General features: G+C 67.3%; 23 protein-coding genes. 21 read left to right on the top strand and 2 right to left on the bottom strand.

Annotation, left to right across the window (positions count from 1 at the left end; all coding sequences use genetic code 11):
* The first annotated feature begins 110 nt into the window (after positions 1–110).
* From CW348_RS11185 to CW348_RS11130, 12 genes are all read left to right on the top strand, one after another.
* Positions 111–1,148 (top strand): hemin ABC transporter substrate-binding protein, encoded by a 1,038-nt coding sequence (locus CW348_RS11185; RefSeq protein ID WP_016189111.1) that lies wholly within the window; start codon positions 111–113, stop codon positions 1,146–1,148.
* Complete coding sequence (locus CW348_RS11180) at positions 1,145–2,248, top strand: iron ABC transporter permease (RefSeq protein WP_107491121.1); 1,104 nt, start codon at positions 1,145–1,147, stop codon at positions 2,246–2,248. The genes CW348_RS11185 and CW348_RS11180 overlap by 4 nt, the downstream gene beginning before the upstream one ends.
* A complete protein-coding gene (locus tag CW348_RS11175) occupies positions 2,245–3,099 on the top strand; it encodes a heme ABC transporter ATP-binding protein (RefSeq protein WP_011292807.1) in 855 nt (284 codons plus the stop codon). The genes CW348_RS11180 and CW348_RS11175 overlap by 4 nt, the downstream gene beginning before the upstream one ends.
* 39 nt (positions 3,100–3,138) lie before the next feature.
* The gene (locus CW348_RS11170; RefSeq protein WP_011292806.1) at positions 3,139–3,927 is read left to right on the top strand and encodes a class E sortase; all 789 of its coding nucleotides are present in this window, start codon (positions 3,139–3,141) and stop codon (positions 3,925–3,927) included.
* A 5-nt stretch (positions 3,928–3,932) separates the two neighbouring features.
* The gene (locus tag CW348_RS11165; protein ID WP_011292805.1) at positions 3,933–4,136 is read left to right on the top strand and encodes a hypothetical protein; all 204 of its coding nucleotides are present in this window, start codon (positions 3,933–3,935) and stop codon (positions 4,134–4,136) included.
* 117 nt (positions 4,137–4,253) lie between these two features.
* Positions 4,254–5,963 carry a DEAD/DEAH box helicase gene (locus CW348_RS11160; RefSeq protein ID WP_011292804.1) on the top strand — a complete coding sequence of 570 codons (1,710 nt, stop codon included), beginning with the start codon at positions 4,254–4,256 and terminating at the stop codon, positions 5,961–5,963.
* Positions 5,964–6,384: 421 nt separating this feature from the next.
* Entirely contained in the window at positions 6,385–7,506 is a 1,122-nt protein-coding gene (locus CW348_RS11155; RefSeq protein ID WP_011292803.1) for an HtaA domain-containing protein, read from the top strand.
* 58 nt (positions 7,507–7,564) lie between these two features.
* Positions 7,565–8,881, top strand: coding sequence for a hypothetical protein (locus CW348_RS11150; protein WP_287463673.1), 1,317 nt, complete (start codon positions 7,565–7,567; stop codon positions 8,879–8,881).
* A 61-nt stretch (positions 8,882–8,942) separates the two neighbouring features.
* Positions 8,943–10,166, top strand: a complete 1,224-nt coding sequence (locus CW348_RS11145) for a WxL protein peptidoglycan domain-containing protein (RefSeq protein WP_104613032.1) — start codon at positions 8,943–8,945, stop codon at positions 10,164–10,166.
* Positions 10,163–11,152 carry a hypothetical protein gene (locus CW348_RS11140; RefSeq protein WP_011292800.1) on the top strand — a complete coding sequence of 330 codons (990 nt, stop codon included), beginning with the start codon at positions 10,163–10,165 and terminating at the stop codon, positions 11,150–11,152. Before CW348_RS11145 ends, CW348_RS11140 begins: the two co-directional genes overlap by 4 nt.
* A gap of 114 nt (positions 11,153–11,266) precedes the next feature.
* Positions 11,267–12,277 (top strand): tryptophan--tRNA ligase, encoded by a 1,011-nt coding sequence (locus CW348_RS11135; protein ID WP_011292799.1) that lies wholly within the window; start codon positions 11,267–11,269, stop codon positions 12,275–12,277.
* A gap of 179 nt (positions 12,278–12,456) precedes the next feature.
* Positions 12,457–14,412: a serine/threonine-protein kinase gene (locus tag CW348_RS11130; protein WP_278459088.1), complete on the top strand. Its 1,956-nt coding sequence runs from the start codon at positions 12,457–12,459 to the stop codon at positions 14,410–14,412.
* 46 nt (positions 14,413–14,458) lie between these two features.
* Here CW348_RS11130 and CW348_RS11125 read toward each other — a convergent pair whose 3' ends face one another.
* The gene (locus CW348_RS11125; protein WP_011292797.1) at positions 14,459–15,037 is read right to left on the bottom strand and encodes a nicotinamidase; all 579 of its coding nucleotides are present in this window, start codon (positions 15,035–15,037) and stop codon (positions 14,459–14,461) included.
* A gap of 52 nt (positions 15,038–15,089) precedes the next feature.
* On the bottom strand, positions 15,090–16,406 hold the full coding sequence (locus CW348_RS11120; RefSeq protein WP_011292796.1) for a nicotinate phosphoribosyltransferase: 1,317 nt from the start codon (positions 16,404–16,406) through the stop codon (positions 15,090–15,092).
* A 155-nt stretch (positions 16,407–16,561) separates the two neighbouring features.
* Between CW348_RS11120 and clpS the strand changes: the two genes are divergently transcribed.
* From clpS to rdgB, 9 genes are all read left to right on the top strand, one after another.
* A complete protein-coding gene (gene clpS, locus CW348_RS11115; protein ID WP_016189102.1) occupies positions 16,562–16,843 on the top strand; it encodes an ATP-dependent Clp protease adapter ClpS in 282 nt (93 codons plus the stop codon).
* Positions 16,844–16,882: 39 nt separating this feature from the next.
* Positions 16,883–17,431 (top strand): DUF2017 domain-containing protein, encoded by a 549-nt coding sequence (locus CW348_RS11110; protein WP_011292794.1) that lies wholly within the window; start codon positions 16,883–16,885, stop codon positions 17,429–17,431.
* Between the two features lie 124 nt (positions 17,432–17,555).
* Positions 17,556–17,963 (top strand): Mov34/MPN/PAD-1 family protein, encoded by a 408-nt coding sequence (locus tag CW348_RS11105; protein ID WP_011292793.1) that lies wholly within the window; start codon positions 17,556–17,558, stop codon positions 17,961–17,963.
* Between the two features lie 118 nt (positions 17,964–18,081).
* Entirely contained in the window at positions 18,082–18,360 is a 279-nt protein-coding gene (locus tag CW348_RS11100) for a MoaD/ThiS family protein (RefSeq protein WP_011292792.1), read from the top strand.
* A 5-nt stretch (positions 18,361–18,365) separates the two neighbouring features.
* Positions 18,366–19,313, top strand: coding sequence for a PLP-dependent cysteine synthase family protein (locus CW348_RS11095; protein ID WP_104613123.1), 948 nt, complete (start codon positions 18,366–18,368; stop codon positions 19,311–19,313).
* 104 nt (positions 19,314–19,417) lie between these two features.
* A complete protein-coding gene (locus CW348_RS11090) occupies positions 19,418–20,224 on the top strand; it encodes a thioesterase family protein (protein ID WP_238569765.1) in 807 nt (268 codons plus the stop codon).
* A 179-nt stretch (positions 20,225–20,403) separates the two neighbouring features.
* Complete coding sequence (locus CW348_RS11085) at positions 20,404–21,162, top strand: MBL fold metallo-hydrolase (protein ID WP_016189100.1); 759 nt, start codon at positions 20,404–20,406, stop codon at positions 21,160–21,162.
* Positions 21,163–21,318: 156 nt separating this feature from the next.
* Positions 21,319–21,996: a ribonuclease PH gene (rph, locus tag CW348_RS11080; RefSeq protein ID WP_038044057.1), complete on the top strand. Its 678-nt coding sequence runs from the start codon at positions 21,319–21,321 to the stop codon at positions 21,994–21,996.
* Positions 21,993–22,616, top strand: a complete 624-nt coding sequence (gene rdgB, locus CW348_RS11075; protein ID WP_011292787.1) for an RdgB/HAM1 family non-canonical purine NTP pyrophosphatase — start codon at positions 21,993–21,995, stop codon at positions 22,614–22,616. Before rph ends, rdgB begins: the two co-directional genes overlap by 4 nt.
* Positions 22,617–23,291 lie beyond the last annotated feature (675 nt).

Genomic DNA, 23,291 nt, shown 5'->3' with positions numbered 1-23,291 from the left:
CGACAGGTCGTCATTATCACGCTCACGGTGACGACCAGCGCATTCATCGACCCGCGGCCCTTCCAGTCGATGGGACTCCCATGCCATCTCACCCCTCTCCCCAACACCGGATGCGCCGGATCCTGAAACACAGCGCGGTGCTCCTGCTCACCCTCCTCGCCGCGCTCACGGCCTGCTCGGCACCCGCCAGCGACGACGACTCCATACCGTCACTCGAAGAAAACCGACTGCAACCCCTGGAAGGCGAAGCACACCCTTCGCTCCCTGTCACCGTGGACTCGGTCGTCCCGGTGGCGAACCGCACCGCCGACACCCCGCTCACCTACGAGCAGGTCGAAGTCACCGACGTCAGCCGGATCCTGCCGCTCAACGGCGGTGTCGCCGAGATCATCTACACCCTGGGCCTGGGCGACAACGTCATAGGCCGGGACTCCACCGCCACCTTCGCGGAAGCCGAAGACCTGCCCGTGGTCACCCAAGGGCACGACATCTCCGTCGAAGGCGTGCTCTCGTTGAACCCCACGCTGGTCATCGCGGACACCTGGACCGGCCCCTACGAAGCGATCGAGCAGTTGCGCGACAGCGGGGTGACCCTGGTCATCCTCGACGAAGTGTGGTCCCTGGACGGGATGTACACCCGCATCACCGAAGTCGCCGAAATGCTGGGTGTTCCGGAGCGGGGAGAACAGCTCGTCCAACGGGTCCAAGACCAGATGGCTGAAGTCCGGGACAGCCTGCCGGAGTCCCTCCGCGGCTCCCGCGTCGCCTTCCTCTACCTGCGCGGCAGCGCCGGCGTCTACCTGCTGGGCGGCCCCGGATCAGGCGCCGACGCGCTCGTTGCCGAACTCGGCCTCGAAGACGCGGGCACCGCGATCGGCCTGGACCGGGCGTTCACCCCGATCACCAGCGAAGCCCTCATCGACGCCCAGCCCGACATCCTGCTCGTCATGACCGGAGGACTGAAGTCGGTCGGCGGAATCGACGGTCTGCTGAAGATCCCCGGCATCTCCCAGACCCCCGCGGGCAAGGAGCGGCGCGTCCTCGCCTACGAAGACGGCCTCCTGCTCGGCTTCGGGCCCCGCACCCCGCAGGTGCTCAAAGCCATGGCCGAGGACCTCATCGCCATGCACGAAGGGGAGGCCCAATGACCCTCGCCGCCAAGCAGGCGGACCCGCTCCCCGCTTCCCGCCCCGACAGCACCCAGGTCCGCCGCGCCACCGTGCTGCGCGGCACCGTCCTGCTGACCGTCCTCGCCATCGCCCTCGGCGCCGTGGCCCTCGTCGCCGCGGGCATCGGCGCCTACCACATTCCCCCGCTCGAAGTCGCCGGATCGGTCTTCCGCGGCCTGGGCCTCGACTGGGGTGAGGCCGCCGACCCGCTCGCCGACGAGGTGCTGTGGAACGTCCGCTTCCCCCGCGTCGTCCTCGCCATGATCGTCGGTTCTTCCCTGGCGCTCGCCGGGGCCATGATGCAGGGCATCTTCGGCAACCCGCTCGCCGAGCCCGGCGTCATCGGGGTCTCCTCAGGCGCCACCGTGGGCGCGGTCCTCATCATCGCGCTCGGCGCTTCCGCGCTGGGGTACTGGACGGTCATCGTCGCGTCCTTCCTCAGCGGGATGGTCACCACCGTGCTCGTCTACGTGCTGTCCCGCTCGGGGGGACGCACCGAGGTCGTCACCCTGCTGCTCACCGGGATCGCGGTCAACGCGGTCGCCGGGGCGCTCATCGGCGCCGCCACCTACTTCTCCGAAGACGCGGAACTGCGGTCGATCACCAACTGGCAGATGGGCAGCTTGGCCGCGGCCACCTGGTCCAAAGTGGCCGCCGCGCTGCCGCTGGCCGTGGCGGGGATCATCGCGGCACCGTTCTTCGCCCGCCGCCTCGACTTGCTCTCCCTCGGCGAAAGCCCGGCCCGCCACCTGGGCGTCGACGTAGAGCGGATGCGCCAGGCGCTGATCGTCGTCATCGCGATGCTCACCTCGTCTGCCGTGGCGTTCGCCGGGATCATCAGCTTCGTTGGCCTGGTCGTGCCCCACATGGTGCGGATGATCGCCGGGCCGGGGCACCGCGTACTGCTCCCAGCGAGCGTGCTGGGCGGCGCCCTCGTCCTCGTCGCCGCGGACCTGGTCGCCCGGGTCGCTGCCGCCCCCCAGGAGGTGCCTTTGGGCATCATCACCGCACTGGTCGGCGGCCCGTTCTTCTTCTGGCTGCTGTACCGGACCCGCGCCAGACAGGGAGGTTGGGCATGAAACGCATCCGGCAGACGATGCGCGCGGTCGTGCACGGCTCGGGCCTGCGGCGCCTCACCCCGCCGCAGCGGGTGACGAGCGGCACCGTGGTGCTGGGTGCCCGGCACCTCAGCAAGTCCTATGGCGCGCGGACCGTGCTGGACGACGTGAGCCTCGACGTGCGCACCGGGGAAGTGCTGGCCCTGGTCGGTCCGAACGGGGCAGGCAAGAGCACCCTGCTGTCCATCCTCACCGGGGATACTCCCCCTGACAGAGGCGAAGTCACTGTCCTGGACCGCCCCCTGGCCGCGTGGAGTCCGGCCGAACTCGCGCTGCGCCGCGCAGTCCTGCCGCAGAGCTTCACGGTCAGCTTCCCGTTCGACGTGGTCGACGTCGTGCACATGGGGCGGGCCCCGTGGGCCGCGGTCGACGTCGACGTCGACGACGACCGCGTCGTCGCGGACGCGATGGCGGCCACCGAGGTCACCGCGCTCGCCGCCCGCAAGTTCCCGTCCCTGTCCGGCGGGGAGAAGGCCCGGGTGATGCTCGCTCGGGTCCTGGCCCAGCAGACCCAGATCATGCTGTGGGACGAGCCCACGGCCGCGCTCGACATCCGCCACCAGGAGTCGGTGCTGCGCATCGCCCGCCAACGGGCCGCGCAGGGTGATGCGATCGTGGTTGTTCTCCACGATTTAGCGTTGGCAGCCGCCTACGCGGACCAAGTCGCGATACTCTCCCAAGGACAGATCGCGGCATACGGGCCTCCTGCTGAGGTCTTCACCGCGAAGCTTCTCAGCGACGTCTACTCATACGAAGTCGAGATCGTGTCGCATCCGCGCACCGGGGTTCCGCTGGTCCTGCCGGTCCGATGACCCTTTGCCGCGCGGAGCGACCCCGACGGGTTAGGACACATGGTTTCCACTTCCCGACGCCCCCCCAGTGACCGGCGCCGCCGTTCCGGCAGGGGTCGGAGGAGAGCTCCCGCTCCGCGCAGCCGCGTCACTATCGGCGATGTTGTGCGCGTCATCTTCCGCACCATCGGTGAACTCCTGTTCACGGCAGGCCTGATCATGCTGTTCTTCGCGGCCTTCCAGATCTGGGGCAAGCAGTTCCAGACCGATGCCGAGCAGGAGCGGCTGGAGCAGGCCATCGCCGAGGTGTGGGAGCAGGGGCCCGACTCTGAACCGCTGCCCGGATCAGCCAACAGCCGGCTCTACATCCCTAAGACCGACCAGAACTGGGTCGTGGTCAGCGGGGTCGGCCCGGAAGACATCAAGTACGGTCCGGGCTGGTATCCCGAATCCTGGACCCCGGAGGGAATGGTGCCCGCGGCCCGTGCCGGACAGCCCGGCAACTACGCGGTCGCCGGGCACCGGGTCGCCGCGGTCTTCTGGGACCTCGACAAGTTGGAGGAAGGCGACGAACTGGTCCTGGAGGACGCCGAGAACTTCTACACCTACCAGGTAGTGGAGAGCAAGGTTGTGCTGCCCAACGCGATCGAGGTGATCGCTCCAGACCCGTTCAACCCGGAGTCCACGGAGGAACCCGAGAAGGCCTATCTCACCCTCACCACCTGCCACCCCAAGCTGCAGAACTCGCATCGGCTGATCGTCCACGCCGAACTCGTTGACACCCGCCCCAAGGAACGGGGCATGCCCGACAACATCGCGCACATGGCGCCTGAGAACGAGGAGGGGTGAGCCACGTGTACGGTCTGATCTGGCGGCTCATTCCCGGACCCTGGGTGGTCAAGCTCGTGGTGTGCCTCGCGCTCATCGCGGGCGCGGCGGCGCTGCTGTGGTATGTCGTCTTTCCGTGGGCCGACCCCTATCTGCCGTTCAACGACGTGACCGTCGAGGGGGATGAATCGGTCTACGGGATGACACCCGAGCCGGACACGGACGGGTAGGCGCCGCCTGTTTCCAGGTGCCTGGGGTGGAGGTCGAGCCGGGCTCGGCCTCCACAGTGCTGTCGAGGGCGAACACCACCGATACCCTCGAGCCGTGATGATCAGGGGATGCGCACGATGACTCTGCTTCAGACGACCAGCACCGATGACCGGTTGCGCGGACTGCGTCACTGGCAGCGAGAGGCGTTCGAGGAGTACTTCCGGCGCGAGCCGCGGGACTTTCTGGCGGTGGCGACTCCCGGGGCGGGAAAGACCACGTTCGCTTTGACTCTGGCGAGCGAACTGCTCGCCCGGCACGTGGTCCGTTCGATCACCGTGGTGTGCCCCACCGAGCACCTGAAGAAGCAGTGGGCTGAGGCCGCGGCGCGGTTCAACATCCCCCTCGACCCGGACTTCAAGAACAGCCAGGGAGCGCTCGGCAAGCACTTCATCGGCGCGGCCGTCACCTATGCGCAGGTCGCGGCGCATCCGGCACTGCATCGCAACCGCACTGAGGCGCGGCGCACCCTGGTGATCTTCGACGAGATCCACCACGCGGGCGACTCGCTGTCGTGGGGGGAGGCCATCCGCGAGGCGTTCGACCCCGCGACCCGTCGGCTCTGCCTGACTGGCACCCCGTTCCGCTCCGACACCAACCCGATCCCGTTCGTCAGCTATGTGCAGGACCACACCGGGGTGCGCCGCTGCTCCTGGGACTACAACTACGGTTATGGGCCTGCGCTGGCCGACGGTGTGGTGCGCCCGGTCATCTTCCTGGCCTATTCGGGGGAGATGCGGTGGCGGACCAGGGCGGGGGAGGAGCTGGCGGCCCGGCTCGGGGAGGAGCTGACCCAGGACGCGCTCTCCCAGGCGTGGCGGGCGGCCCTGGACCCGAAAGGCGACTGGATCAAGCGAGTGCTGGCCGCGGCTGACCGGCGGCTCACCGAGGTGCGCAAGCACACCCCGGACGCGGGGGGCCTGGTGATCGCCAGCGACCACGAGAACGCCCGCGCCTATGCGCGCATCCTGCGGCAGATCACCGGTCGCGGCGCCACCGTGGTGCTGTCGGACGACCCCACCGCCAGCAGGAAGATCTCCCAGTTCGCCGAGTCGGACGACCGGTGGATGGTGGCGGTGAAGATGGTGTCGGAAGGGGTTGACGTCCCCCGGCTGATGGTCGGCGTCTACGCCACGTCCACGAGCACGCCGCTGTTCTTCGCCCAGGCGGTGGGACGTTTCGTGCGGGTGCGCCGCCGCGGTGAGATCGCTTCGGTGTTTCTCCCCTCCATCCCGGTCCTGCTGGAGTACGCCAGTGAGATGGAGCGGGAACGCGACCACGTCTTGGACAAGCCGATCCGGGAGGACGACGGGTTCGTCCCGGAGCAGGAGCTCATCAACGAGGCTCGCAAGAAGCGGGACACTCCCGACGCCGGGGATGAGCTGCCGTTCGAGACCATGGAGTCGGAAGCCGAGTTCGACCGGGCGCTCTACGACGGCGGCGAGATCGGCGGCGGCGAACCTGACGAGGAGGATTTCCTCGGCCTGCCAGGGCTGCTGGAACCCGACCAGGTGGCGGTGCTGCTGCGGAAGCGCCGCCAGGAGCGGGCGCGGACCGCACGGAGTGAACCGCAGCAGCGGGAGCGGCCCGAACACGAGGTGCTCGCCGAGCTGCGGCGGGAGCTCAACAGCCTGGTGGGGGCCTGGCACCATCGCACTGGCCAACCGCACGCCACGATCCACACGACGTTGCGTCGAGTGTGCGGCGGGCCCCCGGTGGCGCAGGCAACCGCGGAGCAACTGCGGCAGCGCATTGCAAAGCTGCGGGCGTGGGCTGTCGGGGCGGAGTGACTCTTGTCCCGCGGCCCCGCGCCGGTGCACGAAAAGTGATCGAACGGCTCGGTAGAGGTCAGAAAAAGTAACAAAAAGGACGTAATTCTGGTCGGGCTGCTCGCGTTGCCCAGAAGAGCTGAGGTATACCTAAGTCCAGAATTGGTGAGGTTAGCCTCACTTTAATTGGCAATCTGCCGCGGCGGTTTTCCCTGGGATCTGCTGGCTACAGCCCGCATTCTTTCTGCTCTTTTTTGTGTTTGTGGAGTGGAAAGAAGGGGACTTTGCCCACATTTATCCACGATTGCCAAAAAAAGAGAGTTAGGTTAGCTTTACCTTGCTTTCTCTTTGGGTGTGGCCGGGTGAAGAGGTCGCCACGGCCCAACCACACCTTCCCCCCTCTGGTCCTCGCCATGGACCGAGCAACACACAAGGAGTCCACATGAACCTGGGTATTCGCCGGGCCGCCACGGTCCTGGTGACCGCAGGTCTCGCAGCGGCGGCAAGCATTCTGCCCGCCTCCGCCACCACGACCCTCCCGGTCACCGGCGGTAGCGGCGACTGGGGCGTCAAACTCTCCTTCCGCAACTACATCAAGAGCCCCATCGCCCACGGCAGCACCGAGCTGTCGGGCGGCGTGACCGAAAACCCTGACGGCACCTACTCCTTCCCCATCGTCTCCGGAAGCTACGACACCGCCACCGGAGACACCGTCATCCAGTTCGGCGGCTCCGTCGCCTACGAGGGTCACGGCGGCGTCCTCCGGGTCCGCATCGACGACCTTCGCCTGGAGATCACCAACGGCAAGGGCGAGCTCTACGCCGACATGGCCAGCAGCTCCCCCAGCGACCCGCAGATGGTCAGCTACCCCGACGTCAACCTGGCTGACCTCGACCTCAGCGGCGGCCAGCCCACCCTCAGCGGCACCACGCTGAGCCTCGGCTCTACCCCGGCCACCCTCACCGAGGAGGGCAGCCCCGCCTTCGCGGGCTTCTACTCGCCGGGAGCCGAACTCGACCCGATCTCCTTCACCGCCACTGTCGGCGGCAGCAACGGCGGCGGCAACCAGCCTCCAGCCAACGGCGGCAGCAGCGCCCAGCAGCAGATCCTCGCCGACGTGGCCGCCGGACCGCTGATCCTGTCGGTCGCCGGGGACACGGTCCAGCTCACCCAGTCCGCACCGAACGGCGACGGCACCTACCAGACCGCCACCGGTGCGCTCAATACCGCCACCGTCTCCGACCTGCGCGGCACCAACGCCGGCTGGAACCTCGTCGGCCAGGTCAGCGACTTCACCGGTGACGTGGGAACCATCGGCGCGGAGAACCTCGGCTGGACGCCCAGCGCCGCAGCCGTGAACACCGGTGTCGGCACGCCCGGCACGGTGACCGCCGGCAGCCCCGTCCAGCCCGGACAAGGCCTGGGCATCGCCCGCACCCTGGCCTCGGCCGCCCCGGGCTCCTCAGCCGGAACCTTCACCGCTGACGCCCAACTGACCCTGGGCATCCCTGCCGACACGGTCCCCGGTGACTACGCGGCAGTGCTGACCCTGACCCTCAGCTAACCATCCCGGCGGGTGCGGGACGGGACCCTGTCCCGCACCCCATCCCATGGTTGTAGCGATGCTCCCCATCCTCTTCCCCCGCAAAGCACGGTTGCATTCCAGCGCCGCAGCCGCCGCCGTCCTCCTCCCCCTCGGCGGCAGCCCCGCAGCGCTCGCCACCCCGCTCGCTGACCCCCACCACCCCCACTACGCATTCCACCCGCTCACCGGCGACGCCTACCTGCTCCGCGACCTTCCCGGCACGGAACCGCCGGACCAGGAACAGAACACCACGGGAGACAGCAGCGGAGCACACGCCGAGGCTCCCACCCAGGAACTCCTCCGCCTCCACCACCCAGCACTCCTCGCCCACCCCGACCCCCGCCCCGGAGACCTCGGCGAGGACGACTACGACCTGGTCGCCCACACCCCCGTCGCAGACCCCGCCGACTTCCTGGTCGTGGCCCCCGACAGCACGCTCTACACCGTGCACACCACCGAAGACGAGCACACCCTGCTGGCCAGCTACCGCGAACCCGACACCACCGAAGAACCGCCAGCAGACCAGGAGGACGGATCCGACACCGCACCCGCCGTCACCGTCGACATCCACCTCCTGCCCGACAACCTCGACGTGGTCGCGGTGCGGAGCGACGAACGGGGCGTCTTCCTCATCACCGGTGACGGCACCGTGCTGCTCCTCAACCGCACCGACAGCGCCGACGGTGCCCCGGAGATCACCCTCACCCTCCACACCGGGCCTGCCCCCGACCGCGAACCCTGGCAACCCCCGGAAGAGACAGCGAACACGCCGGTCCCGTCACCGGAACCCCCAGCACCAGTTGCAGAGCCTGCCACCGCGGTGCACGACAGCACGGAGCCTGCAGCCACCCCTGAACCCGAAGACCCCGCCCCACTGCACCTGGAAGCGCCCGCGGCAGACCACGCCGACCTGCCCCCCGGCGTCCTCGTGATGACCCTCCCCGAAGGCCCCGTCCACCTCTCCGCTCCCCGGATGAGCGCGGACAGCTTCCACCAGACCGCCACCGGGACCCTGGCCCCCGCCACCGTCGTCGACCTGCGCGGCACCAACGCAGGATGGAGCCTGGTCGGCCAGGTCAGCGACCTGGAAGGCAGCGCGGGAGGTAGCATCGACGCCCACCTGCTCGGCTGGGCACCCACCGCCACCGTCCTCGACAGCCCGGACAGCTCCACCGTCCGTCCCGGAGCAGCAGTCCGCCCCGGTGACGGCCTCGCGGTGCCCCGTACCCTATGCGCAGGAGCAGCAGGCGCCAGCACCGGAGTATTCGCCTGCCAAGCCCGACTGGAGCTCGGCATTCCCGCGGACACTCCACCCGGAGAGTACGCGGGCACCCTCACCCTCACCCTCAGCTAGCCCAGACGCCCTGGCCGACCCACCGTCGGACACATCACCCCGTCCCCTGGAGAGCAGAACTGTGTCAGCTATCCGCTCATCCCGGATCGCGCGCCTCGGCGTGGTCGGCCTCCTGCTGTACGCCCTGACCACACCGGCCCCGGCACTCGCCGACCCGAGCCCTGACAACAACAGCGCGCCCTCCTCGGCAGCACGCGCTGAACAAGACTTCCGCTGGTCGGTGGCCCCCTCCAACGAAAACGGCGAACTCGGCCGCAGCTACTTCGTCCACGACGTCAAACCCGGCCAGACCATTGAAGACTGGGTAGCCATCACCAACTACGGCGAAGAGCCGATGACCTTCTCCGTCTACGGGACGGACGCGTTCAACACCCCCGACGGCTCCTTCGCTCTCCTGCCCGCCGACGAAGAACCCGCCCTCGCCGGCACCTGGATCGAAATCCCCCGGGAAGACCAGACCGTCGAGGTCAAAGGAGGCGAAACCCGGGTCATCCCGTTCACCATCACCGTCCCCGACAACGCCGAGCCGGGCGACCACGCCGCCGGGGTCATCGCCTCCGTCTCCCACGACGCCCTCAACGCGCAAGGACAGCTCGTCCGCGTCGACCGGCGCATCGCCGCCCGCGTCTACCTGCGGGTCGACGGACCCGTCCGCCCCTCCCTGCACATCGACGCGATCCGCACCGACTACCAGGCACCCCCGTGGTGGAACCCTTTCGCCACCGGGGAAGTCACCATCACCTACCAGGTGCGCAACGCCGGAAACCTGCGGCTGACCGCTTCCGGAGAAGCCGGCGCCGCAGGCCCCTTCGGGGTCGGACTCGGCGACCCGGTCCACAAAGACGTTCCCGAAATGCTGCCGGGAACCGTGTACGAATACACGCACACCATCCCGGACATCTATCCGCTGTTCTGGATCAACGGCGAAGTCACCCTCACCCCGCAAGCGGCACCGCAGTCCGCACAGACCCCCGACCTGCACCCGGTCACCCGCGGCGACTCCGTCATCGCCATCCCGTGGCTCCCGGTCCTCGCTGCGATCCTGCTCACCGCCGTGCTGATCTGGCGGCGTCGCCACGCCAAGCGCCGCTTCCAAGCCGCAGTGGCCGCCGCGGTCGCCGAAGCCCGCAAACAGGACGCCGCCCACCAGGGAGCACCGCAGACCACTGCCGCCGAGGCACCGGCCGACCCCACCACCGACTCCCCGGAGCAACAGCCCGACTCCGCCGCACACCAGGGCGGATCCGCCAACGAGCAGACCGAACCCGAGGAGCCCCGCTCATGACCCGACTCCGTCGGATGCTGCTCCTTGCCGTCGCGTTCCTGCTGTGCGCCACCACCCCAGCGGCCGCGCAACCCGCCGACCCGGGGTTCACCCTTGACGCGGCATCGGCCCGCATCGGCGACACCGTGCCCGTCCGCCTCTACGGCTGGCCCCAAGGCGTGGTCACCGTCCGCGTCTGCGGCGGCGGGGAATACATCGACTCCAGCGACTGCGCGGTCACCGACGCGATCACCGTGGCCATCAACGAGAACGGCGAAGGCCGCGGCCTGCTCACCATCACCGAACCGCCAGTGGGATGCCCCTGCGTTGTTGAAGCCCTGGACCTCACCGGGCAGCACCGGGCCACCGCCGAATTCCCCATCGAAGGCGTCCCCGTGCTCACCACCGAGGAACGCCAGCGCCGCATCGACGAACGCAACCCCGGCAGAGCAACCCGCCTGCTCGACGTCACCAAATTCCGGATCCTCACCGAAGACGGCCCGTGGTGGCACGACTGGGAGGCATGGTTCGGGCTCCCCGTCCAACGCACCGCCCAGCTCACCGTAACCAACATCGGAGTCGAACCGGTCACCGACCCCGTCGTCTCCGTCGCCGTGGGCCGCGGCACCCGAGCAACCACCCTCGTCTACCCGCCCCGGATCCGCGAACTCGAACCAGGCCACGAAGCCGTCTACGAATTCCCCGTCGACCTGCCTGCCCCGGTGATCGGCACGTACACGGTCCGCGGCGAGATCGCAGGCATGGACGAACCCGTGGAATTCGAAACCACCGTGAAAACCTGGCCGTGGGGACTCTTGGGCACGGGGGCGCTCCTCGCCGGATTCCTCGCCATGTGGCTGCTCTCCGGCTGGATCGTGGCAATCCTCCACCTCCTCGCCCGAATCACCCGCGCCCTGTCCCGGCTCTTCCGGAAAAACCGGACCGCACCGCCCCCCGGCCCGGACACTGCCGCCTTACCGGCTACAGAACACACCCCCTCCCCGTAGCTGCCGGGCCACCAGCAGCGGACCGCCGCGCCCCGAGCCTGCCCGTGCCCGGAAACGGACTCACCCGGCCACGGAGGGAAACCGGCAAACCCGGCACGCCGATAAGCTTTTGGCATGGCAGCGACCAAGACCTACCTCACGGGTGTCAAACCCACTGGTGAACCCCACTTGGGCAACTACCTCGGCGCGATCAAACCCGCCCTCGAGGCCGCGCGCGAGTACGACGCGTTCTACTTCATCGCCGACTACCACGCGCTCACCACCGTCCGCGACCCCGAGGCGATGAGGCACAACATCCGGTCGGTCGCCGCCACCTGGCTGGCCTGCGGTCTCGACCCGGAACGCACGGTCCTCTACCGGCAATCCGACATTCCCGAGACGTTCGAACTGACCTGGATCCTCTCCTGCGTCACCGGCAAAGGCCTGATGAACCGCGCCCACGCCTACAAGGCCGCGCGCGACCGCAACGCCGCCGCCGGAGTCACCGACCTGGACGCCGGCATCAACATGGGGCTGTACAACTACCCCATCCTCATGGCTGTCGACATCCTCATCATGGAGACCGACCTGGTCCCGGTCGGCCGCGACCAGGCCCAGCACGTCGAATACGCCGCTGACATCGCAGGGTCTTTCAACCACCTGTTCGGGGACGGCTACACCTTCCGCATCCCCCAAGGAGTCTTCCCCGAAGGGGACGCGAGCGTGCTGCCCGGCATCGACGGGCGCAAGATGAGCAAGTCCTACGACAACCACATTCCGCTGTTCCTGCCCGAGAACAAGCTGAAGAAGCTCATCCGCCGCATCCCCACCGACAGCACCCCGGTGGAGGCGCCCAAAGACCCGGACTCCTCTGTCGTCTTCCAACTGCTCACCCACTTCGCTGACGCCGAGCAGATCGCCGAGACCCGCAAACGCCTCGAAGCGGGAGGCATGGGCTGGGGAGAGTTGAAGAACGACCTCTTCGAAGCGATCAACACCGAGATCGCCCCGATGCGGGAACGCTACGAGGAGCTCATGGCCTCCGGCAGTGAACTCGACGACGTGCTGGCCGAAGGCGCCCGCCGTGCCCGCGAACGCGCCCAACGTGTCCTCGCCCAAGTGCGCGCCGCAATCGGCATCGACTAGCTTCCACACCCGAAGCAGCATCACGGGCCTTCACCACGAAGGCCCTTTCCTCTACCAAGCTCCTTTACCAGGGCAGCGGCTGCCGTTTGGCCGGAAACAGCCACCAGCCCCAGAAGAGCAGAGGAAGCGGAGACGATAGGAAAGTCCCGGTTTCTCATCGTCTGTCTCCTGGAGTGGTGATGCCGCCCCAGCCCGACGCCGCACCTCCCCCGCTGCCCCCGGAACTCGCGCCGCTGCTGCCCACAGACCCGGTGACGATCGGCCCGTTCCGTGTCATAGGCCGATTGGGCTCGGGAGGAATGGGCGCAGTCTACGGAGCCTTGGACGCGGAGCACCGCTGCGTGGCAGTCAAGGTGATCCACGCCGAGCACGCCCGCCGGCCGGAATACCGGGAACTGTTCGCCCGGGAAGCCGAACTGGTGCCCCGCATCGACGCCGAATGCACGCCCCGGTTCCTCGGCGCCGACCCGAACGCCCCAGAGCCGTGGCTGGCCACCGAGTTCGTGCCGGGGCGCACCCTGCAGCAGCATGTGCGCGAATTCGGTCCGCTGGACGAGGCAGCGCTGCGGGCGTTCGCCGCGGGCACGGCCGAAGCACTGGCAGCGATCCACGCGGCTGGCGTGGTACACCTCGACGTCAAACCCGGCAACATCATGCTGGCCCCGGACGGGCCGAAAGTGCTCGACTTCGGGATCGCCCGGGCCATCGGCGACACCACAGACAAGAACGTGTATGGCACACCGGGATGGGCTGCCCCGGAACGTCTCGACCGGCAGCCAGGCACCCCGGCGGCCGACATGTTCGCCTGGGGCGGCCTCATCGTGTTCGCGGCCACTGGACGCTCGCCGTTCGGAACGGGAACTTCCGCGGAGCTCTTAGAGCGGGTGCGCGCCGGCGACTGCGACCTGACCGGAGTCCCTGAAGAGCTCATGGAACTCGTGGCCCGCGCCCTGTCGACCGACCCCGAGGCGCGGCCCACCGCGGTAGAAGCGTTCCACACCGTGCTGGCTCTGGACACGGTCGCGGCGGACGCCATCGAGGAACCCGGCGAAGACGCCGCTGCCATCCACCGGAAGCGGCTGCGCGCCCTGCTGCACCGGGTGTGGACCGGGTTCGACGCGGCCGGGCACCGCCCCGAACTGTGGATGGCGCTCGGGACAGCGGCAGGCGGGGTGGGCGTCGCCGCCGGTGGGGCTGCGGCCCTCGCCACCCAAGGAACCGCGGGCGGCGGCGCAGCAGCGGGCAGCGGGAAGCTCGTCGGCACGGCAAGCGCCGCCGGGGGAGGAGCATCCTGGGGCGCTGGCGCGGGAACACTCACGAAAAGCGCAACCGTCACCGCCGCCGGAACCGGGCTGAGCGGTAAAGCAATGCTCACCGTCGCTGCCGGAGCCACCGCTGCAGCGGTGGCTGGAGGATGGCTTGTCGGACGCGCTGTCACCGACCAGCCGCTGCTGCCCTTCACCGACCCCGAACCGAGCGCGACTGCTGCCCTGGCACCATCCCCGGAGGAAGACGAAAAAGAAGGACAAGAGGTTCGCTTCCGCAACTTGACGCTGTGGTTCCCCGAAGACTGGACCGTCCACGTCATCGAGGACATCGAATTCGTCGGGTTCGGCCCCGACCATGAGGGCAGGGAAATCGTGGACGACTGGATCGCTGCCCATCCCCCCGGCAACCCCGGCTGTGCCGAGGTTGACTGGACTCACTGGGAATGGCCTGCTGCTCTCGTGGAATGCCCCCACATCCGAATCCTCGGTCCGGGAGGCATCACCTATGGAGGCGCAGTGTATGAGCCGATCACCGAAGAACCCGATGCGGGGTTGTTCGCCCCGTCCCAGAATCCCTTGCCCTGCATCCCCGGAATCGACGCGTACGAGGCTGATCCCGCGTCTTTCCCGGGACAGTCCCCTCTCGTCGAGGAACTCGCCCCGGTCGGCGACCGCAGCGCCCTCTACCGGGAATACCTGACGCCCTGCGCCAACCCTGACGGCAGGGACCCGGAACTGCTCTACTACACCCAGCGGAGCTGGTTCCTGCCCGAATCCCAGATCCTCATCGTCGACGAATACGGGATCGAGGACATCGACGCCATCCTCGCCGACGGCGAGTTCGCTTCCAGAAGCGAGGAAGACTAGCCCTGCGGCAAGCGCTCTGCCGGAAGGCGCTGCGACACCTGTGCGCTTAGGCGGCCACCACCGGCTCACCTTCCAGGGCCACGTCTGCCTCAGCCAGCTCCCGCAGAGCCTTCTCCGTGGTTGCGCGGGACACCCCTGCGGTCATTCCCAGCAGCACTCGCGCCTGGAACCCGGCCCGGACCGCGTCCAAGGCAGTAGCCCGCACACAGTGGTCGGTGGCAATACCCACCACGTCCACTTCGGTGATCCCGTGCTGCCGCAGCCACTCCTCCAAAGACACGCCATCCGCGGTCTTCCCCTCGAAACCGCTGTACGCGGCCTCGTAGGCGCCTTTGTCGAACACCGCCTCGATCGGTCCGGTGACCAGGTTGGGGTGGAACTCCGCCCCCGGGGTGCCCGCCACGCAGTGCGGCGGCCACGAGTCCACAAAGTCGGGGTTGTCGGAGAAGTGGTCCCCCGGGTCGATGTGGCGGTCCCGGGTAGCCACGATGTGGGCGTACTGGCTGCCCTGCTTGGCCAGGTAGTCGGAGATAGCCGTGGCCACGCCGGCACCACCGGACACGGCCAGACTGCCGCCTTCACAGAAGTCGTTCTGTACGTCAACGACGATCAGTGCTTTCGCCATCGCAGATCTTCCTTCCTCGTGTGCCGGACCAGCCGAGCGGGAAACATGCACCTCAGAGCGCTGGGCGCTGCTCGAAGACGGTGGGGATCGCGGGTTCGCCCCGCGACATTTGGCGCGCGGGCGCCGGAAGTTCCGCGACGCAGCGGACGTGCCGCTCCCGGGCTTCCTGAAGCGGCTCACGCCCCACGACCTCGCCGTTGCGCACCAGCGGAACCAGCAGAGGCCGCTCCAACGGAGTCAGCTCCGGTTCATGCACGAAGACCCGCTCCGACGTCGCCACCCCGTTGTCGTCGTAGCGGCGCACCGCCCACTTGCGCCCTCCCTTACTGGGTTTACCCACGGAACGTTTGGCCACCGGCGACAGCGGCGCGTCCGGGTCGTCGCTCTGGGCGCGCGCCACAAGCTTGTACACCAGGGACGCGGTCGGCACCCCCGACCCGGTGACCAGTGCGGTGCCCACCCCGTAGCCGTCGACCGGGGCGATCGCCAAGGCTTGGATGGAGTACTCGTCGAGGTCGCCGGTGACGATGATGCGGGTCTTCGCGGCCCCCTTCTCGTTGAGCAGCGCGCGCACCTTCACCGCCAGTTCTTCCAGGTCACCGGAGTCCAGCCGCACCCCGCCCAAGTCCGGACCAGCCAGTTCCACGGCGGTGTGCACCGCGCGCATCACCTCGTAGGTGTCCACCAGCAGCGTGGTTCCCGTCCCCAGCGATTCGAGCTGGGCAGTGAACGCGTGGCGCTCGCTGTCGTGCAGCAGGGTGAACGCGTGCGCGCTCGTCCCAGTGGTGGGAATCCCGTAGCGGCGCCCGGCTTCCAGGTTGGAGGTGGCGTTGAACCCCGCCAGGTAGGCGGCCCGGGCTGCGGCCACCGCGGCTTCCTCGTGAGTGCGGCGGGAACCCATTTCGATCAGCGGGCGCCCGTGCGCGGCGTTGACCATTCGCGAGGCCGCAGAAGCGATCGCACAGTCGTGGTTGTAGATCGACAGGGCCAGCGTCTCCAGCACCACGCATTCAGCGAAGGTGCCTTCCACCACCAGGATGGGGGAGCCGGGGAAGAAGCAGTCCCCTTCGGCATAACCCCAGATGTTTCCGGAGAACCGGTAGTCGGCGAGGAACGACAGGGTAGAGCTGTTGACGATCCCGTTCCGCTCGAGGAACTCCAAGACCTCGGGGGTGAAACGGAAGTGTTCGAGCGCATCGAGGAACCGTCCGGTCCCCGCGACCACACCGTAACGGCGCGTTTCCGGTAGTCGACGCGCGAACATTTCGAAAACACACCGCCGGTGCGCTGCGCCGCTGTGCAGCGCGGCCTGCACCATGGTCAGTTCGTAGTGGTCGGTGAGAAGCGCACTGCTCCAGCGTTCAGTCATGGTATTCCACCCTAGTTTGTGACTATGAGGAAGAAAACCGGTGAGGTGTCCCCGGACACAGCGGTCTCTTCCCACAATGGGAGGAGGTTTGAGGTGCGACACGTCGCCGGCGACGAACAAGAGAGTTAAAGAGAGGTGAGGCAACCGTGACCGCTATGCCGGTCGAACTCGACGAACCGCGGATCGGCGAGGACATCCGACCGGACCTGCCATGGGTCACCATCGTCTGGAACGACCCCGTCAACCTGATGAGCTACGTTACCTACGTCTTCCAGAAAGTCTTCGGATACCCCAAGGCCAAGGCGCAGAAGCTCATGGAAGACGTGCACTACAAAGGGAAGGCGGTCGTCTCCAGCGGTACCCGTGAGGAGATGGAGCGCTACGTCACCATCCTGCACCAGTACGGGCTCTGGGCGACGCTCCAGCAGGACAAGTGACCGACTGGAGGCAACTGTGACCGCGGAGGCCAACCGTTCATGACCGCCAAAATTCGCTCCGCGCCGCACGGCGGGGCACGGATCACGATCGGCCCGGACGAGGCCCAGCTCCTTCGCTCCATGGCCGACTTTCTGCTGCGCGTCGTGGAAGAACCCGAGCAGCAGGACGAGCTCGCCGCTCTCGTGGGCATCAGCAGCTCCGCCACTCAACCCGAAGACCCGGCACTGGCCCGCCTCTTCCCCGACGCCTACACCGACGACGCCGAGGCGGCCGCGGACTTCCGGCGCTACACCGAGAGCGACCTGCGCCGACACAAGCGGGAGAACGCCCGTCGCGTGGCCTCCGCGATCCCCGAGTGGGGCGGCGAGATCGTGCTCGACGCAGAGGACGTGCAAGCCTGGCTCCAAACCCTCACCGATGTGCGGCTGTACCTGGGGGTCCGGCTAGGCATAGAGACAGAGGAGGACGCCGACGCGCTTCGCGCTGCGGCCGTCCGCGACGAGTCGCTCGCCGCTGCCATGCACGTCTACGAATGGTTCACCTATGTCCAGGACTCCCTGGTCCGCGCGGTGTGGCAGGAGGAGTGACCGGGACCTGCCCGCTCCAGGCGGCGCGCGCCGCGGGCCGCACCTCCTGCACGACCGCCCTCCGCGACCAGGACACCCCACCTGTCGGGTAGGGAAAAAGTGGGGCTCGGCTAGGCTGAAAGCCATGCTGAGGATTGATCGCTCGATCTACGACAAGATCGTCGCCCATGCCCGACGAGACCACCCAGACGAGGCCTGCGGCATTGTGGCCGGTCCCGAGGGCAGCGACCGGCCCGAACGATTCATCGAGATGATCAACGCCGAACGCTCCCCCACGTTCTACCGTTTCGACTCACTCGAACAGCTCAAGGTGTGGCGGGAGATGGAGGAGCGGGGAGAAGAGCCCGTGGTGATCTACCACTCCCACACCTCCACCGAGGCGTACCCGTCACGAACCGACATCAGTTACGCTTCCGAGCCGAACGCCCACTACGTCCTGGTCTCAACCCGGGATCCCGAGACCGTCGAGTTCCGCTCCTACCGGATCGTCGACGGGGTCGTCACCGAGGAGCCAGTCGAGATCATCGACTAGCAAAGGTGAGAAGACACGCAGCCTGGAATCACCGGGGCGCCGCGCGTGTTGAACCTATCTGGCGGAGCGCCGCGCATCCGCCATCCGCGTCCACAGACTTCTAGACGGAGACACATCCATGGCCATCGAGGTCCGCATCCCGACCATCCTGCGCAATCTCACCGGTGGAGCCAAGGTGGTTGAGGGCGAGGGGAGCACTCTCGCCGAACTCATCACCAACCTGGACAAGAACCACCCCGGTATCGGTGAGCGCCTCGTCGAGAACGGACAACTGCGCCGCTTCATCAACGTCTACCTCAACGATGAAGACGTTCGTTTCCTCGGCGGGCTTGACACTCCGGTCAACGACGGTGACACGGTGACGGTTCTGCCGGCCGTCGCCGGCGGTATGCGCTGAGCGTCATGAGGTTCGATTCGCTTCTGGATTCGCTCGGCGGCACCCCCCTGGTCGGGCTGCCTAATCTGTCGCCCTCCCCCGAAGTGCGGCTCTGGGCCAAACTGGAGGACCGTAACCCGACCGGGTCGATCAAGGACCGCGCGGCGTTCTACATGATCGAGCAGGCAGAAAAGGACGGCCTGCTCACTCCGGGGTGCACCATTCTGGAGCCGACCTCGGGGAACACGGGGATTTCCTTGGCGATGGTCGCCCGGCTGCGCGGTTACAAGATGGTCTGCGTCATGCCGGAGAACACTTCCGCGGAACGCAGCCAACTCCTGCGCATGTGGGGCGCCGAGATCTACTACTCCCCGGCGGAAGGCGGCTCCAACGAGGCGGTGCGCGTCGCCAAACGGATGGCCGCCGAGAACCCCGACTGGGTGATGCTCTACCAGTACGGCAACCCGGCGAATGCCCGGGCCCACTACGAGACGACCGGCCCGGAACTCCTCGCCGACCTGCCGGAGATCACCCACTTCGTCGCTGGACTGGGCACGACCGGAACCCTCATGGGGGTCGGCCGCTACCTGCGGGAGCACCGTCCGGACGTCCAGATCGTGGCCGCTGAACCCCGCTACGGGGAGCTCGTCTACGGTCTGCGGAACCTTGACGAAGGGTTCGTGCCCGAGCTTTACGACGAGAAGATCCTCAGCAGCCGCTACTCTGTCCCCTCCGACGCGGCACTGCGCCGCACCCGGGAGCTCCTCGACAAAGAGGGGATCTTCGCGGGCATCTCCACCGGAGGGGTCCTGCACGCCGCCCTCGGCGTGGCACAGAAGGCCGTCAAAGCAGGGCAGCGTGCCGATATCGCATTCGTCGTCGCTGACGCAGGCTGGAAGTACCTGTCCACCGGCGCCTACGAAGGCACGCTGGAAGAGGCTGCGCAGCGGCTCGAAGGCCAGCTCTGGGCCTGAACCGTCCTACCGGTGCACCCTGCGCGCAAGGCGCACGCACCGGTAGGACAGCAACCCGCCCCCTGCCCGTTCGCGGAAAGACGGCGTTCGATTCAATGGTCCCCATGACCCGCTTCGACTCCGCGACCGAGGTCGTTCGCGTCGGTGAGAATCGATATGCCGTCGAACTCGATCCCGGATACCTCATCGGGACCGCAATGAACGGCGGCTACCTCATGGCGGTGCTGCAACGGTCCGCACTCGCCGAATCCGACCACCTGCACGCGGTCTCCTCCTCTTACCACTTTCACCGTCCCGCTAGCAGTGGACCGGCCGAGATCGAGACCCGGGTGCTCAAACGCGGGCGGACCGTCACCACCGTCCAGACCACCCTCTTCCAAGAAGGGCGGACGATCCTCACCGGCACGCTCGCCACTGCCACGCTCGATCCGCACGCCGAACCACGCTACGCAGCCCCTCAGCCCGCTATCCCTCCCCAGCACCAGTGCCGAAGAGTCGACCCCCGGCAGAGCCACCTGCCTGACGACGGATTCCTCGCCCGGGTCGACGTGGACTTCAGCCCGGACAGCTACGCGGCACTCGCGCGGGAACGTACCGTAACCACCCCTGAACTGTGCGGATATGTCGACCTGAGTGCACGGGACGGCGGCTCCGCGAAAGACCCGCTGGCATTCCTCCCGCTCGCCGTGGACGCGCTGCCGCCCATCGTCAGTCTCCTGGTGGACTGGAGCTGGGCGCCCACCGTCGAACTCACCTGGCACCTGCGTGCAATCCCCGAACCGGGGCCGCTGGCCTTCCGCTCCACCTGCGCCCTGGTCAGCGACGGCTGGTTCGATGAGAACGTCGACCTATGGGATGCCAGGGGACGCCTTGTTGCACAGAGCCGCCAATTAGCCCGGGTCGGCCGCTGACGGCACCCGGCGGTGAGGAAAAACTGTGGCCTACATCGCCTAAGTAACGGCTCACAGTCCGTACCTATCGTGTTGGTACATGGGGTACACCGTAACCACCTGGAAAACCCGGAGAAACTCTCCGTGACACAGTGACATCTCTGCGGCAGCAGACGTCTTCACCGAAAAGGTTGTGCGACGTGCGACTCACCATCATCGGCTCCTCGGGGAGCTTCCCCGGACCTGCCGGACCCGCGTCCTGTTATCTCGTGGAGGCTGACGGGTTCCGGCTGCTACTCGACCTGGGCAATGGAGCGCTGAGCACCCTCCAGCGCCACGTGGACATGTACACCATCGATGCGGTCTACCTTTCGCATCTGCACGCCGACCACTGTTTGGACTTGTGCCCCTACTGGGTGGCCCGCACCTACCACCCTGACGGCCCCCGGCCCCGCATCCCCGTCTACGGCCCTACCGGGGTCGCCGATCGGATGGCCCAGGCGTACGGGCTGGACCCCCACCCCGGGATGCGGGAAACCTTCGACTTCCGCGAACTCAGCCCCGGTACTTTCCGTATCGGCCCGTTCACGGCAACCGTGGACCACGTCAACCATCCCATCGAAGCGTTCGGTATCCGCCTTGAGCACAACGGTGCAGTCCTCACCTACTCGGGGGACACCGGGGCCTGCAGCGAACTCGTGGAACTGGCCCGGGACGCTGACTTGTTCCTGTGCGAAGCCTCCTTCCACGACCACCGGGAACACCCCAAGGACATGCACTTGACCGGCAGCGAAGCGGGTGAGCAGGCCACCCGGGCCAACGCCCGCCGTCTGCTGCTCACCCACCTGGTGCCGTGGAACGACAACGAGTGCACCCTCGCCGAAGCGCGCAGCACCTACAACGGGCCGATCAGCCTCGCCGTTTCCGGGGAGGTCTACGAGATCACCGCGGGCGGCTGAGCCCGGCAAGAAGCTGACGGAAAATCGTCCGCAAACCGGTGCACCCCACCGAAACCCGGTGACATTTCGGACAAGTGGCTCTGCCCTCTGAGCCACGCCGATAGGCTCGACAGCATGCCTCGACCTGATGGACGAACCCCAAACCAACTGCGTCCGGTGCGCATCACCCGCAACTGGCTCCGGCACGCGGAAGGATCAGCGCTCATCGAGTTCGGTGAGACACGCGTGCTCTGTGCTGCAACCGTGGAAGAGGGCGTCCCCCGCTGGCGCCGCGGCACCGGGGAAGGCTGGGTCACCGCCGAATACGCCATGCTGCCGCGGGCTACTGACACCAGAAGTGCTCGTGAGTCGGTCAAAGGCAAGATCGGAGGCCGCACTCACGAGATCTCCCGCCTCATCGGACGTTCGCTGCGTGCAGTCGTCGACTTCAAAGCGATGGGGGAGTACACCATCACCCTCGACTGCGATGTGCTCCAAGCCGACGGTGGGACTCGGACCGCCGCTATCACCGGCGCCTACGTGGCCCTGGTCGACGCCGTCCGCTACCTGCGCAAGCAACTGGACCTGAAAACCAATCCGCTGACCGGCTCTGTCGCCGCCGTCAGTGTCGGCATCGTGCAAGGGCAGCCCCGGCTGGATTTGAACTACTTGGAGGACTCGGTGGCGGAGACCGACATGAACGTCGTCGTCACCGGGACCGGGGAGTTCATCGAGATCCAGGGCACTGCCGAGAACGCTCCCTTCGACCGGAAACTGCTGGACACGCTTTTGGACCTGGCTGTTGCCGGGTGCGCTGAACTCACCGAGATCCAGAAGAAGGCACTGTCAGAGTGAGCCGTATCAGCACTCTTGTCCTCGCCACCCGTAACCGCAAGAAGATCCCTGAACTGCGTTCCATCTTGGGCGAGGTCGGGCTGGATATCGAAGTGCGCAGCCTCGACGGCTACCCGGACGCTCCCGAGGTGGCCGAGACGGAAGCGACGTTCACTGGTAACGCGCTGCTCAAGGCTCGCGCAATCGCGGAGCACACCGGGCTTCCTGCGGTGGCGGACGATTCAGGGCTGCGGGTCGACGCGTTGAACGGAATGCCCGGTGTCCTGTCTGCCCGCTGGTCGGGCAGGTTCGGGGCGCAGCACGGTGACCGGGATGCGGCCAACCTCGAGCTTGTCTTGGACCAGCTTGCGGATGTTCCGCCGGAGCGTCGCGGGGCCGAGTTTGTCTGTGCCGCGGCGTTGGCTCTCCCCGACGGGGAGGAGCACGTGGTGGAAGGGGTACTGCGCGGCAGTCTGACCACTGAGCCGCGTGGGAAGAACGGTTTCGGCTACGACCCGATTTTCGTGCCGGAAGGGTATACGCAGACCACCGCGGAGATGAGCCCGGAGGAGAAGAACGCGATCAGCCATCGGGGTGTCGCGTTCCGCGCTTTGGCCAAGAAGATCCGGGAGCTGGGCTGAGCGCGCGTGGCAGGGAAGACAGGGGCAGGCGGGACGCAGCTTCTCGCCGGTCCCTGAGTCCGTTTCACTGAGGAGTTGCTCCCGTCCAGTACGGGTAGTGGTGCGCAACGGGAAAGACCCGAGAAACCTGCATTTGCCCAGATAGACGGGTATAATGGAAGGTGAAGAGAGGGCAGGGCGGAAGGTGTTCGGTCCTAGCCCTGCGTCCCGCCGCGGCGGGACGGTCAGAGCACCATCCGAGGCGGGCTATACTCGAGTGTCGGACGTCCGGGAACTGAACTCCCCCAGGGAGGGCAGCCGGATCGTCAAGGAACACGAGGACGAAGTCCTCTGACCTAGTCTCCTCGCAGGCGAGCTGACAGCTCGCATCCGCATCTTCAGGAAGGCAACGCGCACGCGCTCCTTCTAGACGGTGCGGAGGAGGTGAGGAGAGCCGCTTCACAGCTCACGAGGCCGGACCACCGATTTGGTGGGAGGCGGAGAGAGCGCTAAAGTTGAAGCGCAACCGGGGCGGATCCGGGGTTTTCGGTGAGGTCCTGGTTGGGGTTTGTGCCGCATCCGGGGAAGAGCCCGTGTGGGTTTGTAGACGGTTGGCGGTTGTTTCTTGAGAACTCAACAGCGCGTGGTTGTTTCTTGACAGCCGGGTTTGTGTGGTTTTTGGCTCCTTCCTGCCCC

Origin of the sequence: Thermobifida sp. (assembly GCF_017577275.1) — a bacterium.
GTDB classification, from domain to species: domain Bacteria; phylum Actinomycetota; class Actinomycetes; order Streptosporangiales; family Streptosporangiaceae; genus Thermobifida; species Thermobifida fusca.
The sequence above is the reverse complement of the archived record's forward strand: the minus strand, read 5'-3'. Positions and strand labels throughout refer to the sequence as shown.

Coding starts and splice junctions, on each gene's coding strand:
- CW348_RS11095 (WP_104613123.1), top strand. CDS start 18,366: ATGAGGTTCGATTCGCTTCTGGATTCGCTCGGCGGCACCCCCCTGGTC.
- CW348_RS11125 (WP_011292797.1), bottom strand. CDS start 15,037: ATGGCGAAAGCACTGATCGTCGTTGACGTACAGAACGACTTCTGTGAA.
- clpS (WP_016189102.1), top strand. CDS start 16,562: ATGCCGGTCGAACTCGACGAACCGCGGATCGGCGAGGACATCCGACCG.
- CW348_RS11155 (WP_011292803.1), top strand. CDS start 6,385: ATGAACCTGGGTATTCGCCGGGCCGCCACGGTCCTGGTGACCGCAGGT.
- CW348_RS11135 (WP_011292799.1), top strand. CDS start 11,267: ATGGCAGCGACCAAGACCTACCTCACGGGTGTCAAACCCACTGGTGAA.
- CW348_RS11150 (WP_287463673.1), top strand. CDS start 7,565: ATGCTCCCCATCCTCTTCCCCCGCAAAGCACGGTTGCATTCCAGCGCC.
- CW348_RS11160 (WP_011292804.1), top strand. CDS start 4,254: ATGACTCTGCTTCAGACGACCAGCACCGATGACCGGTTGCGCGGACTG.
- CW348_RS11130 (WP_278459088.1), top strand. CDS start 12,457: ATGCCGCCCCAGCCCGACGCCGCACCTCCCCCGCTGCCCCCGGAACTC.
- CW348_RS11175 (WP_011292807.1), top strand. CDS start 2,245: ATGAAACGCATCCGGCAGACGATGCGCGCGGTCGTGCACGGCTCGGGC.
- CW348_RS11120 (WP_011292796.1), bottom strand. CDS start 16,406: ATGACTGAACGCTGGAGCAGTGCGCTTCTCACCGACCACTACGAACTG.
- CW348_RS11090 (WP_238569765.1), top strand. CDS start 19,418: ATGACCCGCTTCGACTCCGCGACCGAGGTCGTTCGCGTCGGTGAGAAT.
- CW348_RS11170 (WP_011292806.1), top strand. CDS start 3,139: ATGGTTTCCACTTCCCGACGCCCCCCCAGTGACCGGCGCCGCCGTTCC.
- CW348_RS11180 (WP_107491121.1), top strand. CDS start 1,145: ATGACCCTCGCCGCCAAGCAGGCGGACCCGCTCCCCGCTTCCCGCCCC.
- CW348_RS11185 (WP_016189111.1), top strand. CDS start 111: ATGCGCCGGATCCTGAAACACAGCGCGGTGCTCCTGCTCACCCTCCTC.
- CW348_RS11140 (WP_011292800.1), top strand. CDS start 10,163: ATGACCCGACTCCGTCGGATGCTGCTCCTTGCCGTCGCGTTCCTGCTG.
- CW348_RS11105 (WP_011292793.1), top strand. CDS start 17,556: ATGCTGAGGATTGATCGCTCGATCTACGACAAGATCGTCGCCCATGCC.
- CW348_RS11100 (WP_011292792.1), top strand. CDS start 18,082: ATGGCCATCGAGGTCCGCATCCCGACCATCCTGCGCAATCTCACCGGT.
- CW348_RS11110 (WP_011292794.1), top strand. CDS start 16,883: ATGACCGCCAAAATTCGCTCCGCGCCGCACGGCGGGGCACGGATCACG.